Annotated in this window: 17 protein-coding genes and 1 pseudogene; 5 read left to right on the top strand and 13 right to left on the bottom strand. The window is 56.8% G+C overall.

Translation table 11 applies throughout. From position 1 onward, the window contains the following. From IPM06_06710 to IPM06_06700, 3 genes are read left to right on the top strand one after another with little or no spacing between them, the layout of a single operon-like run. Positions 1-252 carry a DUF2933 domain-containing protein gene (locus tag IPM06_06710; GenBank protein ID MBK8770105.1) on the top strand — a complete coding sequence of 84 codons (252 nt, stop codon included), beginning with the start codon at positions 1-3 and terminating at the stop codon, positions 250-252. After that, entirely contained in the window at positions 164-502 is a 339-nt protein-coding gene (locus IPM06_06705) for a hypothetical protein (GenBank protein MBK8770104.1), read from the top strand. The genes IPM06_06710 and IPM06_06705 overlap by 89 nt, the downstream gene beginning before the upstream one ends. Beyond that, positions 499-951 carry a DUF411 domain-containing protein gene (locus IPM06_06700; GenBank protein MBK8770103.1) on the top strand — a complete coding sequence of 151 codons (453 nt, stop codon included), beginning with the start codon at positions 499-501 and terminating at the stop codon, positions 949-951. Before IPM06_06705 ends, IPM06_06700 begins: the two co-directional genes overlap by 4 nt. Positions 952-965: 14 nt before the next feature. Here IPM06_06700 and IPM06_06695 read toward each other — a convergent pair whose 3' ends face one another. Continuing rightward, positions 966-1,391 carry a hypothetical protein gene (locus tag IPM06_06695; GenBank protein MBK8770102.1) on the bottom strand — a complete coding sequence of 142 codons (426 nt, stop codon included), beginning with the start codon at positions 1,389-1,391 and terminating at the stop codon, positions 966-968. 679 nt (positions 1,392-2,070) lie between these two features. On the opposite strand from IPM06_06695, the gene IPM06_06690 reads away from it, so the two are divergent. Then, positions 2,071-2,574 carry a site-specific integrase gene (locus tag IPM06_06690; protein ID MBK8770101.1) on the top strand — a complete coding sequence of 168 codons (504 nt, stop codon included), beginning with the start codon at positions 2,071-2,073 and terminating at the stop codon, positions 2,572-2,574. Positions 2,575-2,586: 12 nt separating this feature from the next. On the opposite strand, the pseudogene IPM06_06685 reads toward IPM06_06690, so the two are convergent. The 3 genes and pseudogenes from IPM06_06685 to IPM06_06675 all read right to left on the bottom strand — a co-directional run bounded on the left by IPM06_06685 (position 2,587) and on the right by IPM06_06675 (position 4,958). After that, positions 2,587-4,141, bottom strand: a pseudogene (locus IPM06_06685) (IS66 family transposase). A gap of 75 nt (positions 4,142-4,216) precedes the next feature. Next, the gene (gene tnpB, locus IPM06_06680; protein MBK8770100.1) at positions 4,217-4,510 is read right to left on the bottom strand and encodes an IS66 family insertion sequence element accessory protein TnpB; all 294 of its coding nucleotides are present in this window, start codon (positions 4,508-4,510) and stop codon (positions 4,217-4,219) included. Between the two features lie 49 nt (positions 4,511-4,559). Further along, entirely contained in the window at positions 4,560-4,958 is a 399-nt protein-coding gene (locus IPM06_06675; GenBank protein ID MBK8770099.1) for a transposase, read from the bottom strand. Positions 4,959-5,212: 254 nt separating this feature from the next. Between IPM06_06675 and IPM06_06670 the strand changes: the two genes are divergently transcribed. Continuing rightward, positions 5,213-5,557: a hypothetical protein gene (locus IPM06_06670; GenBank protein MBK8770098.1), complete on the top strand. Its 345-nt coding sequence runs from the start codon at positions 5,213-5,215 to the stop codon at positions 5,555-5,557. A 124-nt stretch (positions 5,558-5,681) separates the two neighbouring features. Here the strand turns inward: IPM06_06670 and IPM06_06665 are convergent, their stop codons facing one another. The 9 genes from IPM06_06665 to IPM06_06625 form a co-directional block, all read right to left on the bottom strand. Beyond that, positions 5,682-8,123 carry a DUF4238 domain-containing protein gene (locus IPM06_06665; protein MBK8770097.1) on the bottom strand — a complete coding sequence of 814 codons (2,442 nt, stop codon included), beginning with the start codon at positions 8,121-8,123 and terminating at the stop codon, positions 5,682-5,684. Positions 8,124-8,813: 690 nt separating this feature from the next. After that, entirely contained in the window at positions 8,814-9,482 is a 669-nt protein-coding gene (locus IPM06_06660; GenBank protein ID MBK8770096.1) for a hypothetical protein, read from the bottom strand. 13 nt (positions 9,483-9,495) lie between these two features. After that, positions 9,496-10,824: a tyrosine-type recombinase/integrase gene (locus tag IPM06_06655; GenBank protein ID MBK8770095.1), complete on the bottom strand. Its 1,329-nt coding sequence runs from the start codon at positions 10,822-10,824 to the stop codon at positions 9,496-9,498. 221 nt (positions 10,825-11,045) lie between these two features. Continuing rightward, positions 11,046-12,146, bottom strand: coding sequence for an alanine racemase (locus tag IPM06_06650; GenBank protein ID MBK8770094.1), 1,101 nt, complete (start codon positions 12,144-12,146; stop codon positions 11,046-11,048). An 8-nt stretch (positions 12,147-12,154) separates the two neighbouring features. After that, positions 12,155-12,925 carry an SDR family oxidoreductase gene (locus IPM06_06645; protein MBK8770093.1) on the bottom strand — a complete coding sequence of 257 codons (771 nt, stop codon included), beginning with the start codon at positions 12,923-12,925 and terminating at the stop codon, positions 12,155-12,157. After that, positions 12,922-13,917 carry an ABC transporter permease gene (locus IPM06_06640; GenBank protein MBK8770092.1) on the bottom strand — a complete coding sequence of 332 codons (996 nt, stop codon included), beginning with the start codon at positions 13,915-13,917 and terminating at the stop codon, positions 12,922-12,924. The genes IPM06_06645 and IPM06_06640 overlap by 4 nt, the downstream gene beginning before the upstream one ends. 52 nt (positions 13,918-13,969) lie before the next feature. Next, positions 13,970-15,016, bottom strand: a complete 1,047-nt coding sequence (locus IPM06_06635) for a sugar ABC transporter substrate-binding protein (protein MBK8770091.1) — start codon at positions 15,014-15,016, stop codon at positions 13,970-13,972. A 14-nt stretch (positions 15,017-15,030) separates the two neighbouring features. Beyond that, positions 15,031-15,816 carry a sugar ABC transporter ATP-binding protein gene (locus tag IPM06_06630; GenBank protein MBK8770090.1) on the bottom strand — a complete coding sequence of 262 codons (786 nt, stop codon included), beginning with the start codon at positions 15,814-15,816 and terminating at the stop codon, positions 15,031-15,033. Beyond that, the gene (locus IPM06_06625) at positions 15,813-16,979 is read right to left on the bottom strand and encodes an ROK family transcriptional regulator (protein ID MBK8770089.1); all 1,167 of its coding nucleotides are present in this window, start codon (positions 16,977-16,979) and stop codon (positions 15,813-15,815) included. The genes IPM06_06630 and IPM06_06625 overlap by 4 nt, the downstream gene beginning before the upstream one ends. Positions 16,980-17,063: the final 84 nt, after the last annotated feature.

The following is a 17,063-nucleotide window of genomic DNA, read 5'->3' as shown; positions in this document are numbered from 1 at the left end:
ATGTTCAGATGCTTCAGTTCGTACAAGGGTTTGACCCTGTTGGGAATCGCCGTTCTAGTGGGCGGCTATCTTGCAATTTGGCATGGCCAACATCTGGCGGCTCTTTCTCCATTCTTGGTACTTCTTGCTTGCCCATTGATGCATCTATTCATGCACAAGAACCATGGAGGGACGCACCACCATACTCCACATGTTGATTCTCATGCCCAGCCAGGTCAAAGCCACCAGGAGAAAACCAATGGGCAGTCGTAAGATTGATCTGCTTGCTTTCGGCGCCGCGCTATCGGTGTCGATGGTGATGATTTTCATTCTATGCAATCTCGCCGCCTATTTCATGCCGTCGATCACATTCACCCACAATTGGGTGCGATTGTTTACGGATGAACCCCCGGGAACGCATCGCAGTATGGTGGAAGGTGTCATTTCGACCATTTCGGGAAGCTGGATCTTCGCTTTGATTTTTTCTTTTTCCTTCAATTCTCTTGATCGGAGTCCGTCGTGAAACGTCGTACATTCATCCTTTCAGCAGTTGGCATGGCATTTGCCGGCTCGGTTTCTGCGGTTAGAAGCGCCGCTCTGCCGAAAGTTGAGGTTTTCCGCAATCCAGGATGCGGCTGCTGCGAAGGCTGGGTTGATCACATGCGCAACGCAGGTTTTGAGGTTTCTATCGAAGACGACGCTAACCTTGAAGGACGCCTTGAAAGGTTGGGAATTCCGTCAGAACTCGGTAGCTGTCATGTCGGCATAAGTTCTGGGTTTGCGTTCGTGGGGCATATCCCGTCGATCGATGTGTCTCGCTTCTTGAGCTCACCACCGGCAGACGCCGTAGGGCTAACCGTGCCGGGCATGCCTGTCGGATCACCTGGAATGGGACCTGAGGGTAGTGGTGGTCCCTATAACGTGCTCTTAATCAGTCGGCTTTCCAAGCCAAGCGTGTACGCCAGCCACTAGAAAAGCGGGGATCGTCATCCCTGGCGAAGCCTTCTCCTGATCGTTTGCACCGTTCTCCTGATTTCGGATGCGAAGATACGGGTCGTCAGGGCTGGGACAACGATCCACTGCAGGAGCGGTGTGAGGCCAGTTCCAAGGGGCGGAATTCTTGGCATCAAGGATGAGTATTGCCAGGTCTGCCGGATTTCCACATTCATCCACTCGCTGAATACCGTGTAAGCCAAGGCCAGAGCGATGAAGCAAACTGTGAATGGCCAAATGTTGTCTGATCTTGCTTTTGAAACCACGCTGATAAGAACACAAACGGCTGCGACACAAAATCCGATGAGTACGTCGCCCACTGTGCAATGGAAAACGGCGTATGCGATCTGGCTGCCTGCACCATCGCGCCAAAGCGTGTAGAACGGCAGTTGAAGAGTTTCCCAGATCAGATTGAGCAAGCCAAAGACCAACAAAGTTCGCCATGGCCAGTTTCCCTCTACTTGGGGCGATCTGGGTGGATGAGCGGGTGAAATTCTCGGCTCCATTGATGGCCTCAGACTCCTGGCTAACTACAGGCTTCAGCGATAGGCACCCTATCAGGCTCAAGAATGCATGGCAGACAGTCTTCTTGATGGGCATTGCCAGTTTAAGTTCTGGCCTGTCTGGCATGATAAGTTCACAATTGGTAACAAAGAGCCCCTCCCGATGAGACTTGGAATAGCCGCGCCGACTATGCCTTTCACCTCTAATTCTCGGTAATATGGCGACCGGGCGCACGAGTTTGATGAAGTTGCGCAGAAATTGCTGTTACCAACCAAATCTCCAGGTTCTGAGGCGGCTATGGGACAGATCGGATGAGAATAGCTTTGGTTCCAGCTAGCCGATGATCATTTTTAGCCGAACTTCTATCCGAGCCCCACATCTTGGGGTTTTAGATGTTGCGGTTAGCCTAATTGAAAAAACCTGCTGATCCTAGGGAGACTGGAGGCCCCAATCCAAAATGGAATTACTCTGGCTCGAAAAAGTCCAGAGTCTGGAAATGGCCCAAATCCCGGGCATGTCGCGGAAACAGGAATATTGACCTATACAAGGAATTGATATAAATACTCCGTATACGGAACAAAAGAGGTCGAATCTATGCCAAATCCTCGTCGGGGTCGTCCAGCAGGCTTTTCCGGCCAAGCCCCAGTCCTTAACCCGGAGCAGATAAAACGTGTCCTGCGCCTCGCCAAAGGGCGAGAGAGGAACGGCTCTAGGGCGGAAGTAGCATTTTGTCTGTCCATCTTCCTGGGCCTTCGGGCGAAGGAGATTGCGGCCTTAAGATGGGGTGACATATACGATCAGAACGACGAAATCAGGGAAATCCTCAATCTCAAGGCAGCCTACACTAAGGGAGGAAAGACCCGCACATCCTACCTTGTCGCTCCCAAGCTCCGCCAGATTTTGGCAGACTACAACAAACATTTTAGAGAATGGCGCAATCCCAATGGACCGCTGTTGCGAAGCCAGACGGGTGGCAACATGACAGCCAGCTCCATGGTTCGTTTGCTAAAGCAACTATATCGGGACGCTGGAATACCCGATGCTAGCTCGCACACGGGTCGGCGTACCTTCATCACGAATCTCGCCGAACGAGGGTAAGCGTCCGGTGAGTTACGCGGCGCGGGAGAGTTGATTGTCTGTTGCCCAGTTCCACGGCAGCAAGTCGGCGATGCGGTTAATCGGGTGGTCTGCGATGGAGGCCAGGATGGAATGGAGGTAAGCTTCGGGATCGATGCTGTTGAGCTTTGCCGTTTCAATGAGCGAGTAGATGGCGGCGGCACGTTCGCCTCCAGGATCGGAGCCTGCGAAGAGCCAGTTCTTTCGACCAAGTGCGATGCCGCGGATTGCGCGTTCGGCGGCATTGTTGTCGATTTCGAGTGTGCCGTCGCAGGTATATCGATTGAGGGCTTTCCAGCGTCCAAGGGTATAGCGCATGGCCTTTGCCAGTTCGGCTTTGGCCGAGAGCTTCGGCAAGGTTGTCTCAATCCACGCCTTCAAGGAATCGAGGTGCGGCTGGGCCTGTGTCCGGCGGATGTGCTTGCGCTCATCAGGTGGTTTGCCACGGATAGCTTCTTCGATGCCGTAAAGTGCGCCGATGCGATCCAGGGCCGCTGTGGTGACCGGCGACGGCTTGGCGGCGTGCTCGTCGAAGAACTTTCGCCTGACATGAGCCCAGCATGCGGCCTCGGTGACACGCCCGGTCTCGAAGACGGGGTTGAACCCGGCATAGCCGTCGGCATGCAACACGCCGGTGAAGCGCTTCAGATGGTTTTGCGGGTGTTCGCCCTTGCGATCGGGAGAATAGAAGAACACGGCAGCCGGGGGGTGCGGCGACCCGTGGGACCGCCCGTCGCGGACATAGGTCCATAACCTGCCAGTTCTGGTCTTGCCCAAGCCAGGCGCCAGCACCGGCACAGGGGTATCATCGCCATGCAGGACGTCCGACGACAGCACGGACTTGCGCAGGGCTGCCACCAGCGGATCGAGAAGTGCCGCCGACCGGCCAACCCAATCGGCCAACGTCGAGCGCTCCAGATCGACGCCTTCGCGGGCATAGATCTCCGACTGCCGGTAGAGCGGAAGGTGGTCGGCATATTTGCTGACCAGCACATGGGCGAGAAGCCCGGGGCCGGGCTTGCCGCGTTCAATCGGCAGCGACGGCATCGGCGCCTGCGCGATGGTCTCGCAGATGCGGCAGGACAGCTTCGGCCTGACATGCCGGATCACCTTGAAGGAGGAAGGCACATACTCCAACACTTCAGTGAAGTCCTCACCGAGCTTGCGCATCTGGCCGCCGCAGGTGGGGCAGGTGCAGGAAGGCTCATGCAGTTTCTCTTCACGCGGCAGATGCTCCGGCAGCGGCTTGCGGAATGGCCTCTCGCTCAGCTTCTGAACTTTGTCGGGGTGCTCTGGCATGCCGACAGCTTCGTCCTCATGCAACGCGTCGAGTTCCAGTTCAAGCTGCTCGATCTCTTGGGCAATCTTCTCCGGACGATTGGCCGAACTGCATGCGCCTCAATCTGGCAATGCGCGCTTCGAGCTGGGTGATCTTGAGAGCACTCGTCTTGGCATCGGCCTTGAGTCCCGCATTCTCGCCAGCCAGCGCTCGCACCAGTGCTTTCAGCGCATCGGCATCATCCGGCAAGTTCGTGAGGTCGATCTCCATGGATCGAACTGTAGCGGCAGGATCCATGATCCGCCGCTGCGCATTCCGCCGCGAGTCAACCTGCCGCGTTACAGTTTACCCCGCCAGCTCAGGCCGCTGGGTGCGCAGCGGTGCGCGCCAGTCGATGCCCTCCAGAAGATAGCCAAGCTGTGCCGCACTGATCGTCACCGCCTCGCCCGTCGTTGCCGGCCAGATGAACCGCCCGCGCTCCAGGCGTTTGGCGAACAGGCACATGCCCTGACCGTCGTGCCAAATCAGCTTGATGAGATCGCCGCGCCGGCCGCGGAACACAAACAGCTGTCCGCCGAATGGATCGGCCTTCAGCTTCTCCTGCACCAGCACCGCCAGCCCATCGAAGCCCTTCCTCATATCCGTATGGCCAACCGCCAGCCACACCGCACACCAACCGGAACCGGGATCATCGCCCGTCCAGAACCGCGATCACCCGTTGCAAGGCCTCAACATCCACCGGCCCGCTCAGCCGAAGCCGCCGCCCTCCCGAAAGCTCAATCTCAATCACCCCGCACGCCGGAGTATGCGTCGAAGGTGGTTCAGATGACGCTGCCCGCAATGCTGGCGCTGGCAGCGCCACCGGCACGAATGACGGTGCAGACTTCTTTGCGCCACTCCGCTTGCCAGATAGTCCAGACTCTTTCCGCCAGCGGAACAGGAGGCTCTTTGCAATGCCACGCTTGCGCGCCACCGAGGATACAGATGCCGTCAGTGTATCGTTCAGTGCCTCGTGGCGCTCGTCAGTTGACCATCGCCGCCGCGTCTCAACGACAACGATCTTGTCTCCAGAGATATGTCTAGACATAGGAACAGGTCCATCCCGCAAAACGCGAAAGACCTATCTTCAATTCAAAAACTGGCGAGCGAACAAGCCGGCCGAGACCGGACGATTACGAACGAGGAGTGGACCTTAAGGCCATTGCCAGACTTGCGGGGCATTCGAATATCAAGACGACCGCACTTTACGTGGATGCCAGTCCGCAGAAACTGTCGAGAATATTGGCTGAAGTCTCATTCTCCGACGGAAAGTAGGGACAGATTGCATGCACCGAGAACATCATGGATGATGAATTGTCTGATGGTCGACGGCATACCCAATACGCGACGGGTGAATCTGGAAACTCAACAGGCATGAAAGTCCAAAAGCCCGAAGAGTTCACCATCTACGCAACAAGGAGGCAAAAGATGAGACTCCGCATCGTCCGAGACAACTACATCCAGAATACAGGGCAGCCTGCAATTAGGACCTCCATCGACGAGTACGACGAAGAGGGCGGCTTTTGGACAGTAACTGATATTGGCGTGCATCTTACGCTCGAAGACGCCGATCTCTGGCTCGCCACTGTTACCCCTAAAGCGGCAGTCCAATTGGCAGTCGGCTCAACCATTGAAATCGAGATCTAAGCAGCTCTTAACGCCCCTGCCATAATTCCTTTGATGTTCTTCATCCTAGCCAGCGATTGCCGAACGTCCTCTTAGCTGGCGATTGCCTGCTTCATCACCGGGCATAAAAAACAGTACCGAAAAATCAACTCCTCGCTGACAAGAGATAATTGACGGGTTTCATGAAAAACGCAGCGGGAACACTTGGAGAGTGGCTCTTGGAGCCAGACATCAATAGTAGGCGATTGACAGTGTTATTTTGGATACCTCCTCGTGGCATAGCGGAAAGAATGTTTCCGAGCTTCATGGGAACGTCCAGCTTCCGAAATTCCCGCTCAGCTGACCAATGCATTCGGCGGAACTGGGACATCAATTGCGCCTCTCGATTTGGCTTTTCTCCCTGTTCAGGCACTCTGCGGAGATATCTGAAAAGATCCTGGAAGAAGCCTGAATATCCAACTCCAATCTGCTTCTGAGCGGCAGCAGCGACGTCCATCGAGTCTTGCGGAAAGTGGAAGATCGACCTCTCGAGGTCAGCGGCGAGTGATGTAAGGCCAGAAGTGGCTATTCTATTCGGTTTCTGGGCGGCGATCTCAATCTCACTCCACCTAAATGGACTATCCGTGATAATGCAGGCACCCATGGCTTGCGCCAAGTACATCGTCATCTCGAAGTTGGGTGCGAGTTTGAAAATGCTGATCTGCCCACCGTCTCTTCCGCCATCCAGCGAACCCTCTTGGAGAACAGCAAGCGGGTCATCCTCTCGCATTCTTACGCTCGCCGCCAAGACTCTCTCCACCTCCTGCTCGTCAAAGTCAGGATTGATCTCGCGGATCATTCTGCTCAAAGCTTCGTCGGGCATTAACATCATGCCGCGACGGTTGTCTTCGTCTACCAACTTCCGTAAACCTGAGTCGTCCTTTGGATCAAACTTCGGAGCGCGAGTTTGTGCCATTCGCATCATTTGCTGACGAAGATGATAGTCAAAGTCGCAGGGGTCCGGTACCAAATTGACCAAGCCCAAGTCTACAAGCGGCATGGCGTTCACGAATAGCACAACGGATTTGAGGAACTCTTGCCGATATGATTTTGGATTGGCGGTCGGGCTCATCTCCTTCTTTATCACACCAGGATGGACGAATGGATGCGCTACAATGACTTCACCAAAATAAAGCGAAGCGGCCAAAGCGAAGTGTACGATCGATGACGGATGGATAGACCCAGTGTAAACTGCACGAGCGTCGCCATCAGGCTTGGGCAGGAGTGAGAGCAGATCTGTCTCTAGAGGCCATAGAGCTTCATAGAGGTGGTAAACTTCTCCAATCCTTTCATCGGTTAGGTCCCGGCGAATTTGCGTCCAACTTTTTCCCGTATCTAATCCCAATACATCCACCATCGCGTCGTAAAGCATCAGGTTTCGTTCCCGAATGCTTAGTTCTTTCCAAGTGGGCCGAAGGGATTCGACTTTTGAAGCACAGCAATCTTTGAATCGCCTACCCCGGCCGCACCCGCAGTATTCATTTGGGCGTAGCGGCTTGCTGGCGGACTCCTTAAACAAGAATTCACGAGGCTTCTCAGTTCTACCAAATTCATCTTGGTAGTGGACATCTCCACTATCGTAGCCAACAAATATCTCGCCCCCAAACATCAGAAGTTCGAGATTGGGAGGGGACAAGACACCGCGAAGTTCACTCCACGGTCGTTTGATGGATTGCTCAGGATATAGCCAATCCTTCCTTCCTCCTGCTACGTATCTGCGTGCTCGCGTCTTCACAATGAAGTTAATCTCGCAAACTTCTTGCTCAGTTAGTTTTCTCTGCCGAATGACTGCATCGGATCTTGTAAGGGAATTCCGGTAGTTTCGCGCAAATGTTCTTTTCTGCAGCGGATCTGTATCCGTGTCCTTGGCGTACTCTAGGTTCGTTAATATCAGGCAGTGATTGCGGTCCATTGGATAAAGGGTCTGCGACCCTCGCAACTCTATTCCCGGATCATTCGGGTAAGTGCACCCAGCGTCGGCTGGCGCAACTGCGTGATTGTAGACAGTTACAGGGTGATCACTTGTTATGAATTTGACTGCCGAATCTTCGGCCGACACAATCTCCCGCACTCCTTGTGACCAAATTGTGCAGTGGAGCATTCGAATACCCTGCATCTCCAACATGAGGTCGTTTTGGGTGAGAGCAGGGTATTGGCTCCTGAGCCAATCCAAGCCTTTTGGCGTGCGAATCTTTTGAATGTCGAGAAACTCGAAGAAATCTTGGAAACGTTCATGCCATTCCCGCATGTCCGTACCCAAAAAGGCCCGCACGGCTCGAGAACCTCGGGTATCAACGTCACCAAACAGCCTACGCTCAATTTCGTCGTTCACTGCTGTGCCGAAGAATGTCGAATATAGGTCTTTTTGTACAAACGCCCGAGAAGTCGGCGTGCTGTTCCACACGCTGTTTTGAGTTATTGTTCGACCATCGGGTAAGTTGATCTTGCCCGGAGACATGTCCAAATAAGCAAGCGAGTTTCGGCCGGGTTGGAAGAAGCCCTCTTGGTACCATTGTGGGACGTAGTGATTGTCTCTCGTTACTGACACCGCCCTGCCTCTACTCCATTTGCAACATCAACCCTCGTACCATTTCTGAAACCTACCGAATTTCTCTAAACATTAGAATGTGGAAGCTGAAATCAATACTATAACGGCGAATTGATTTGCGGGGGGCGAACTGAACTCCTTGTTCAATCATAAGCGGAGTTCCGCCCCAATCCGAGAGGCAACACGGAAGCGGCACCTGACGCCGTCGAAAACGTCGGCCTGGAAACTTAACACTTTTTGACCGAAAAATGTTGTTGGAAGTGGGCTGACTCGATCTCCTCTGCATAAATACGACATCAGACCACTACAACTTGGCCAAACCCGAAGATGCCGCTCCTAAAGCGGTTGGGTGTCGGAGAGGGCATTTCTTCCTACTTTCTTAATGATGGTCTGGAAAAGCCGTGGCATTTGTCATGGCACTGATGAGGGCAACGCTTACAGTTGCGACCCTCGGGCACTTCTGATCGTCAGATTGGTTAGGAGATCGCCGGCGCTGGATTGAACTGGACGTAAACGGGAGGGACGCTAGCCGCCCCGTGCTTCCGAAAGGATGCGTTCCAAATCTGATTGTGCGACAGGGCGCTATCCGCATGTCCGAAGCACGGTTCGGCTGTACCAGCCGAATTGTGCTCAAAGCGCATCCGCATATGGGGTAAAGATTCCTTCCTGCTACCCTGAAGGCAATAGCCACTAACGATCAATCCGATCCTTGTTCAAGCGAGTAATAAAGCGATGAAGGCTTTCCTTGAGCTTCTCGTCTGGCATATCAACATTTGTAACCCGCTTAGTTGACTTCATGATGGCTGCTAGAAACCTTAGATTTGCTTTGGGACCTGTCCACCTCGGGTCACTTGGACTGAGGCTACCATCAATAGACCGTTGCTCAAGGTAGCTCTGGAGCTCATCTAGCAATAGTGGAATCGATTTGTCTTTTGGACCGGTCGGAACCTTGGGCATCTCTTCCAAACATCCCTCGAGCAGCTGGACGAAGTCTTGATGTTCCTCGAACCTCTCTGTGAGGAGTCTTCGACCTGAAGGTCCATCTTTGAGAATGGGGATAGATGTTATTGCTTGCTTCAAGTCGTTCAATGCTCTGAGTTTGTCCACCTTCGGTCTTATTTTTCGGAATGCAGTTACGACGTCGATCAAAGTAGCTTTCACCTCCGACTGTCGAAGTTGGAGAATGGCTTCGCGGCAATATTTGTTCACGGCTGATGTGATGAACATCCGCGCAAGACGAGCTTTTTCTTTCCCATCACGACTGAAATCGTAGTGTCGGCAAACCTGATGCCACTCTTCGTCGGTGAAGGAAAAAAACAATTGCTGATAGAGTTCGCTTGGCTTGCCAGTCAGATTCACGACTCTCGAGCCCCTAAGCGTCTTTCTTCGTGACATCTTCGACTTCCTGATTGACCCTCTCAGCGTCTGCCAACTTGTCGCTGGTATCGACTGGGGACCTCATGGCGGAAGCTATCTCAGACGAGATCAGTTCGGAAGCTCTTCGCAAGGGATCGTTGGCCAGATGGGCGTAGCGTTCCGTCGTGCGGCTTTGAGTGTGGCCAAGCAACTTGCCAACGATCGGCAATCCGAGGCTGGCCCCCACCCCAATACTTGCAAATGAGTGGCGAAGGTCATGAAGCCTAACCCCTTCAAGAGCGGCATGCCTTTGTATTGCTTTCCATGGACGCTTCAGGTCCACCCGCCGACCGTCACTCTCGCCCGCTATCACGTATTCAGAACCAGCTATTCGTGGGAGTGACGCGAGCACCCGAATTGCTTCGGTGCCGAGGAGCACCGTCTTTCGCCCGGTCTTGGAATCGGCGAGGTGAAGCATTCCTCGGCCAAGATCGACTTCGTGCCATTTCAACTGAAGTACCTCTCCGACGCGGCATCCCGTTAGAGTCAGCAGCTTAATCGCAGCGATTGCAAAGGGAGAAAAGTGAACGTTCCTGTCGCCCGGCTTTGCTCCATGTTTGGCGGTGGCCTTGCTGCGATCATACTGGTATGGAAACCCTGCCTGCTCTGCTTCTCGAAGGGCGCGGCCAAGACGCCCAAGCTCCTCCAGCGACAAGTAGCGATCCTTGGCCGTTTCCTTGAACTTTTCTATCTTTCTCGCGGGATTGATATTCTCGTCGATTAGGTCCGTCCGACTTGCCCAGTTGTAGATCGCCGCTAAGACTGCCAGCATCCGGTTTGCCATCGCCGGTGTTCTGCGGAGTGAATAGTGAAACTGGGCGACTTCAGGACGGCTGATACTGACCAAGAAACGTTTGCCGAACTGCGGCTTTAGTTTGGTTTCTATGATGTGGCTGTAGAGAGCTGCGGTTCCTTGCTTTCTCTTGGCTCGAACATGTTGCTCCATGTACCAGTCACAGGTTGCATCAAAGGTGATAGCCTTGCTGGCCTGCGCACTCTCGTAGGCTGGATCCCGTCCTTGAGCGACCTCTCCCAAAACAGCCGTCGCCTTTCGTCGAGCTTCTTCTGGTGTCAGGACGCCATATCTTCCCAGCTTCACGAACCGCTTCGGGGCGTGCGGATGCTTCGCCCTGTAGCGCACGATAAATGTCTTGAGACCACTGGGGGCTACTGTCAGGCCAAAGCCAGGTAGAGCCATGTCCCAAATGGTGTACCTTTTCGTTTCCGGTGCCGCAGCATCTACTACTGACTTTGAAATCTTCTGCCTGACCCTGCCGCTTCGCATTCTTCAATTCCCGTTTGGTGACCACATGGTGACCAAGTCCACATAAGAAGCAGCAGCACTGGAAAAAACCGGGGCCAGCCTAATCCATTGTAATAAGTCAATATTATCAGGAACAACCAACTCAAAACAGGATAAAAAAAACACTTTGCCAAAAATGGCATGCAAGAGGTCGGCGGTTCGATTCCGCCTGGCTCCACCATCCGGTTCCTTGCCCGATTTTTTCAGACTACTTTGCCGCGCGCTTCCACACGTACCGCGCCGAGCACTTCGCCGCGCCTGACAAACACCACTTCATCAAAGAGATTGCTCACCGGGCAGACGTGATTGGGCGTGATGCTGACGAGATCACCCACCTTGGGCTTGATGGCGAGGTGCGATGTGTCGAGATAGCCGTGTTCCTCGTTTGCGGCATAGACGCGCGCTTCGCCCAGGTCCGCCACCACGCCGTAACCTTCAAGGCCTGAGAGATCACTGGTCAGCGCCTTGGTGCCTGCGTCGATGATGGCGCGCTCCGGCGTCGGGCAACTCACCACGGTGGCCAGGACATGCAGCGCGCAGTCCGCGTAGGTGCAGGTGCCGCGCGCCACAAGCGAGCGGTCGAAATAGACATAGGTGCCGGCGCGGTATTCCGTGAGATGGGACAGTCCGGCATCGCTCCACATGTCGGGTGTTCCGCCTGAGGTGATGATATCCACACGCAGGCCGGCGTCTCGGCAGAGATCGCGGGCCTTCACCAGGAACGCATCCGTTGCCTCGCGCTGGCCCACGGCGGCATAGGTCATGAGGCCCGCGAAGGAGAGCCCGCGCGTACCGTCGACGATACGCGCCAAGGCAGCGGCGGCCTCGGGGGACTGGACGCCATTGCGGCCCGCGCCGGTGTCGCACTCCACCAGCACGCGCAGCGGCCGCCCCGCCTGCGTGGCCGCGCCGGACAGTCCGTCCAGCATGGCGCTGTTGTCGGCCACTACGGAAATCGCCGTGCGCTTCATGAGCCCTGCGAGCCGGGACAGCTTTGATGCGCCAACGACATTGAAGGTGAGCAGCATGTCGGTGATGCCGGCACCAGCCATGACCTCGGCCTCACCCAGTTTCTGAACGCAGATGCCTTGCGCGCCCATGGCAAGTTGATAGTGCGCGACGCCTGGCAGCTTGTGCGTCTTGATGTGCGGGCGGTTGGCGAGACCCAGGCGATTGCAGCGGTCCTGCCAGCGCGTGACATTGCGCTCCACAACATCAATGTCGATGACGGGTACGGGCGTTTCGAGGTCGGCGATGCGGCGGCTGGGGAGAGGCCGCAAAATCAGGTGGTCAAGCAGTCCCATGGATGCATTCACTCCGGAGAAAGCCGGAAGTCCTTGCCCTCCGGCAGGGTCTGGCCGCCATCCACGATGATGGTCGTACCCGTGATGTAGTCGGCATCATCGGAAGCAAGGAACAGCGCGGCATTGGCCACATCGCGGGGCGTGCCGAGGCGGCCCAGCGGCACCGCTTCCTCCATCATGCGGATGAACGAGGCCGAGCGGTGCTGCTTCATCCCGTCCGTCAGGATATTGCCTGGCTCAATGCCGTTGACTGTGATGCGGTCGTGGGAAAACTCAAGCGCAGCGGCCTTGATGAACCCGTTGATGCCCGCCTTCGAGGCGGAGTAGTGGCCGTGGCCCGGACTGGTGACGCGCGGTCCCGTGATCGATGAGGTGAAGATCATGCGTCCGCCACCACGCCGCCTCAACGCCGGCAGAGCCGCACGCGCGGCAAGGAACGTGCCCTTCAGGTTCACGGCGAGGACCTTGTCCCATTCTTCGGGGGAGGTGTTCTCGATCAGCGTCCATGGATAGATGCCGGCATTCTGCACCAGGATGTCAAGCCCGCCATGGAGCTTCTCGGCATGGGCAACGGCGGCTTCACAATCTTCGGAACGGGAGACATCGACGGAAATGAAATCGCCGTGCAATTCCTGAGAGGTTGCCGCGCCTTCGGCGGAGAGCATGTCGGCGATCACAACCCGTGCGCCCTCTTCCGCAAATCGGGCGGCGATTCCCGCACCAATTCCCCGCGCGCCGCCGATCACCAGCGCCACCTTGCCTGTCAATCGCCTGTTCATATGTATTTCTGCCGTATCGTGTGTTTGACGGTATCGAGGAGAACAGCGGCCAGAACGAGAAGACCGAGGATTACCTGGGTGTAATGGGCAGGGAGACCCATGAGGTTGATGGCGGTGTGGATCGAGGAGAGCAGCAGCACGCCCGCATAGACACCGGGCAGTTTGCCGACGCCGCCTTTGAGGCTGACTCCGCCGATCACGACGGCGGCAAAGGCATTGAAGAGCATGCCGGTGCCGAGGTTTGCCGTGGCCCCGGATGTGCGGATGGCAAGAAGCCACCCCGCCAGTCCGGCAATTGCTCCAGCCAGCACGAAGGTCCACATCAGCAGCCGGTCCACCTTGATGCCGGCACGATAGGTGGCGACCTGGTTTCCGCCAATCATCATCACATGTCGACCGAAGGGTGTCTTGGCCAACAGGAACGTGAAGAGCACGAAGACGACGATGGCAATCCAGGCGATCATCGGCACTTGCAGAACTGTCTGGATGCCGAGCCAGCGCAAGGGTGGTGCGAGGTCCTGGGCGGAACGTCCCCCCGACACCGCCACGACGAGGCCGCGAATCCATATGTAGGAGGCGAGCGTCACGATGAAGGCGTTCATCTTTAGGCGGATCGTGAAGAAGCCGTTGATGAGTCCGGCGACGGCACCGATCGCCAACGACAACACAAGGGAAACCGGAACCACCAGCCATTCCGGCGTGAAGGTGTAGCCGATCCCAATGCCGTGCGAACAAAAGAGTATGCCGGTTGCCATGGCGGTGAGGGCGGCAACGGATTCCACCGACAGGTCCATGTTGCCGGCAATGATCACAATGGCGAGGCCCACGGCCATGACGCCCACAAAGGTCGATTGCTCGATGATGTTCGCGTAGATTCCGACCTGCGCGAAATTGGGAACCGTGAGCGAAAACACGATGAGCACCACGGCGAGCAGCAGCCACACGAGGTGATCAAGGACAAATTCCACGGCTTTGCGTCGGGACGATGAAATCATGGGATTGAGGGCCGGCGCGAGAGGCGCCGGCCCATCCTTCAGCTTGCTGTTATTCGACCGGGGTGATCTTGTCGGCGGGAGCCTTCAGGTTTCCCCAAAAGCGCGGCTCGTCGACATTGTCTTTGGTGATGGCGGCACCGGGGATCTTCAGGTTCGGACCCCAGCTTTCCATGGTCAGCGTGGATTCGAGCCCAAGGACGTTGTAGGTCCCCGGCTTGAGCTCCTGCTTGTTCACCACCTTGTCGGCAAACATGGCAATCGCGGCGGCCTGCGCATAGAGCGGCTGTTCCACCTCGACCTGTTCCCAGCCCTTGCGGATGAGATCAAGGCCGACGGGCGCGCCGTTCGACGACACGAGCATCACGTCGCCGGGCTTCTTGCCCTTGGCTTCCATGGAAGCAACGGCAGCCACGGCAAGGTGAGCCGCGTGGACGAAGATCAGGTCGATGTCCGGGTTGGCCACAAGCTGATCGTTCACGATCGTGCCGGCATTGTCTGCCGCCCACTGCATGGCGGGCAGCGAGATGATCTGGACGTCCTTGAAGTCCTTCATCTTTTCTTCGAAGCCCTTCTGGATGTCGAGGGTGTAGGGATCGGACGGATCGCCCAGCACCTGCAGGATCTTGCCCTTAACATCACCCTTCTTCTCCTTCAGGAGACGCTGGATTTCACCGGCTGCCACATAGCCGATCTCCACCGTACCCGCGACCGAGGTGAGATCGGTGGGCGTCGAGGTGATCTGCCGGTCGAAGATCATGACCGGGATACCCGCAGCACGGGCCTTCTCGATTGACGGCTTCAGGGCGTTGAAGTCAACGGCCGCCAGGATGATGGCCTTGGGCTTCTGCAAGATGGTGCTGTCCATCTGGCTCTGCTGCACATCGGTCTTGTTGTCGGCATTCAGGGTGATGGGCTCGTAGCCCACGTCCTTCAGGAACTTCTCGATGGCCGAAACGGACTCGGTCTGGAATTCGTCGAGAAGCGTGGGGACCATGTAATAGATCTGCCCCTTGCTTTCGGCCCAGGCCGGCAGGGGACCTGCCGCAGCCGCTGCCACCAGCGCCGCGCCTGCAAACGTGAATGTACGTCTCTTCATGACCTTCCTCCTTGTTACGGGTTTGAAACCCTTGCATTGCGGGCCTGGCCCGGCAGGGCCTCACCCGTAATCAGTTGAACAATTGCGTCGGGACTCGTGTCGGCGCTTTTCAGGTCGCCCACCACCGTGCCCTGTCGCACCACCACAATCCGGTCTGCCACCTGGAATGCCTGCGCCATGATGTGGGTGATGACCACGACAGCAATGCCCTGTGCGGCGATGTTCTTGATCATCTCGAGTCCACGCCGTGTCTGTTCGACGCCCAGCGCCGCAAAAGGTTCGTCCAGCAACACGAGCTTGCCGCCCCAGTGCACGAAGCGGTTCAACTCGATGGCCTGGCGCTGGCCGCCGGACAGGTGTTCGACATTGACACGCAGCGAGGGGATGCGCGTGCCTGCATTTGAGATGGCGCGCTCCGTTGCTTCATACATGGCGGCTTCCTGCAGAATCGGAATGCCGAAGTAGCGTTTGACGATTTCACGCCCCATGAAGAAATTCGCCACAACATCCACGTTCGTGCAGAGCGAGAGATCCTGGTACACGGTCTCGATACCGGCCGCCTTGGCTTCCGATGGATTGGCGAAATGGCGTTCGCTGCCATCGAAGACCATTGTGCCGGAGGTCGCCTGCAGGCCGCCGGAAATGATCTTCACCAAGGTGGACTTGCCTGCCCCGTTGTCGCCGAGGAGAGCCACCACTTCGCCCCGGCGGATGTCGAAGCTCACGCCGCGCAAGGCCTCGATTGCCCCGAAGCGCATGCGGATGTCCTGCAGTTGCAGGAGCGGAGTATCGGCGGTCATGCGGCCTCTCCATGGAACATGGGGTCGGTTTCGTTTCCCGCCTCCGCAAACATCACGCCATGACGGGGCGAGAGCACGCCCGAAACGGCAAGTGCCGCTGCCCCGCGAAGCACGCTGTTGGCGCCACCCTCAGCGAGTATGATGCGGGGCGCCGTCCGTCCGGGATGGACGGCAATTGAATTGCCTAGTGGCTCTGCCGCAGCAAACAGCTCCGCAAGCAGCACGCGGGGTGCCAGTCCACCGACGACGATCGCTTCCGGATCAAACAGGTTTTCAATGGCAACGACGGCCTTGCGGAATAGCGGAGCCGTTTCCGTGATCCACTGTGCGTGACCCACTTCGGCGCGGCGGCGTTCATAAGCTTCCAGCGAAAGATAGCGTTCGAGGCAGCCGACGTTCCCGCACGGGCAGGCCAGGCCGTCCGGTACAAGCGGAAGGTGGCCCACCTCACCCGCGTTGCGATGGTTGCCGCGCAAGGCCTGGCCATCGATGATCATGCAACCGCCCAATCCGACGCCAACATAGAGATAGTAGAAATCCTTGAGCGTACGGCCCGCGCCATAAAGCTGTTCCCCCAGCGCGGCGGCGGCGTGGTCCGTTTCCACAAAGACAGGAAGACCGGTGCGGCTGGCGAGGTGGTCCCGCACGGGCACATCCTTCCAGCCTTCCAGCGTGGTGGGGCCAACGAAGCTCATGGACTCCACATCAAAAGGGCCGGGCATGGACAGGCCAATGCCGAGGACACGTTTGTCGCCAATCGGCTGGCGCAAGGCGCGGGCCATGGTGATCACATGATCGAGGGTGTCGCCGGGTTCAGGCTTGCGCAAGGCCAACTCGCGCGTGGCGATGATGTTGCCGGTCAGATCGGTCAATGCTGCCTGCAGGCGTTGCGGTGATATATTGACGCCGATGGCATGGGCGCCTTCGGGATTGATGCTGAGCCTGCGGGCGGGATAGCCCCGGCCGGTTGCGCCCTGCTTCTGGCTGGTGATGAAGCCCTGCTCTTCGAGTTCGCGGGTGATGTTGGAGACAGTCTGGACCGTAAGGCCGACCCGGCCCGCAATCTCCCCCTTGGCGATGGGTCCAAGGCGGCGAATGGCTTCCAGCACGATCCGCCGGTTATAGGGCCGGCCAAATTCCTGGTTGGTGCCCTTGAGCGCCATTTTCTTGCCTTCCCTCGCATCGTCTGGTTGGTTTCTGCGACCACCTGAATTATAAATTCAAATGGATTTCAAAAATTGTCAAGG

Source organism: Hyphomicrobiales bacterium (genome assembly GCA_016710435.1).
Lineage (GTDB): Bacteria > Pseudomonadota > Alphaproteobacteria > Rhizobiales > Aestuariivirgaceae > Aestuariivirga.
This window is presented reverse-complemented; position numbering and strand designations above follow the sequence as displayed.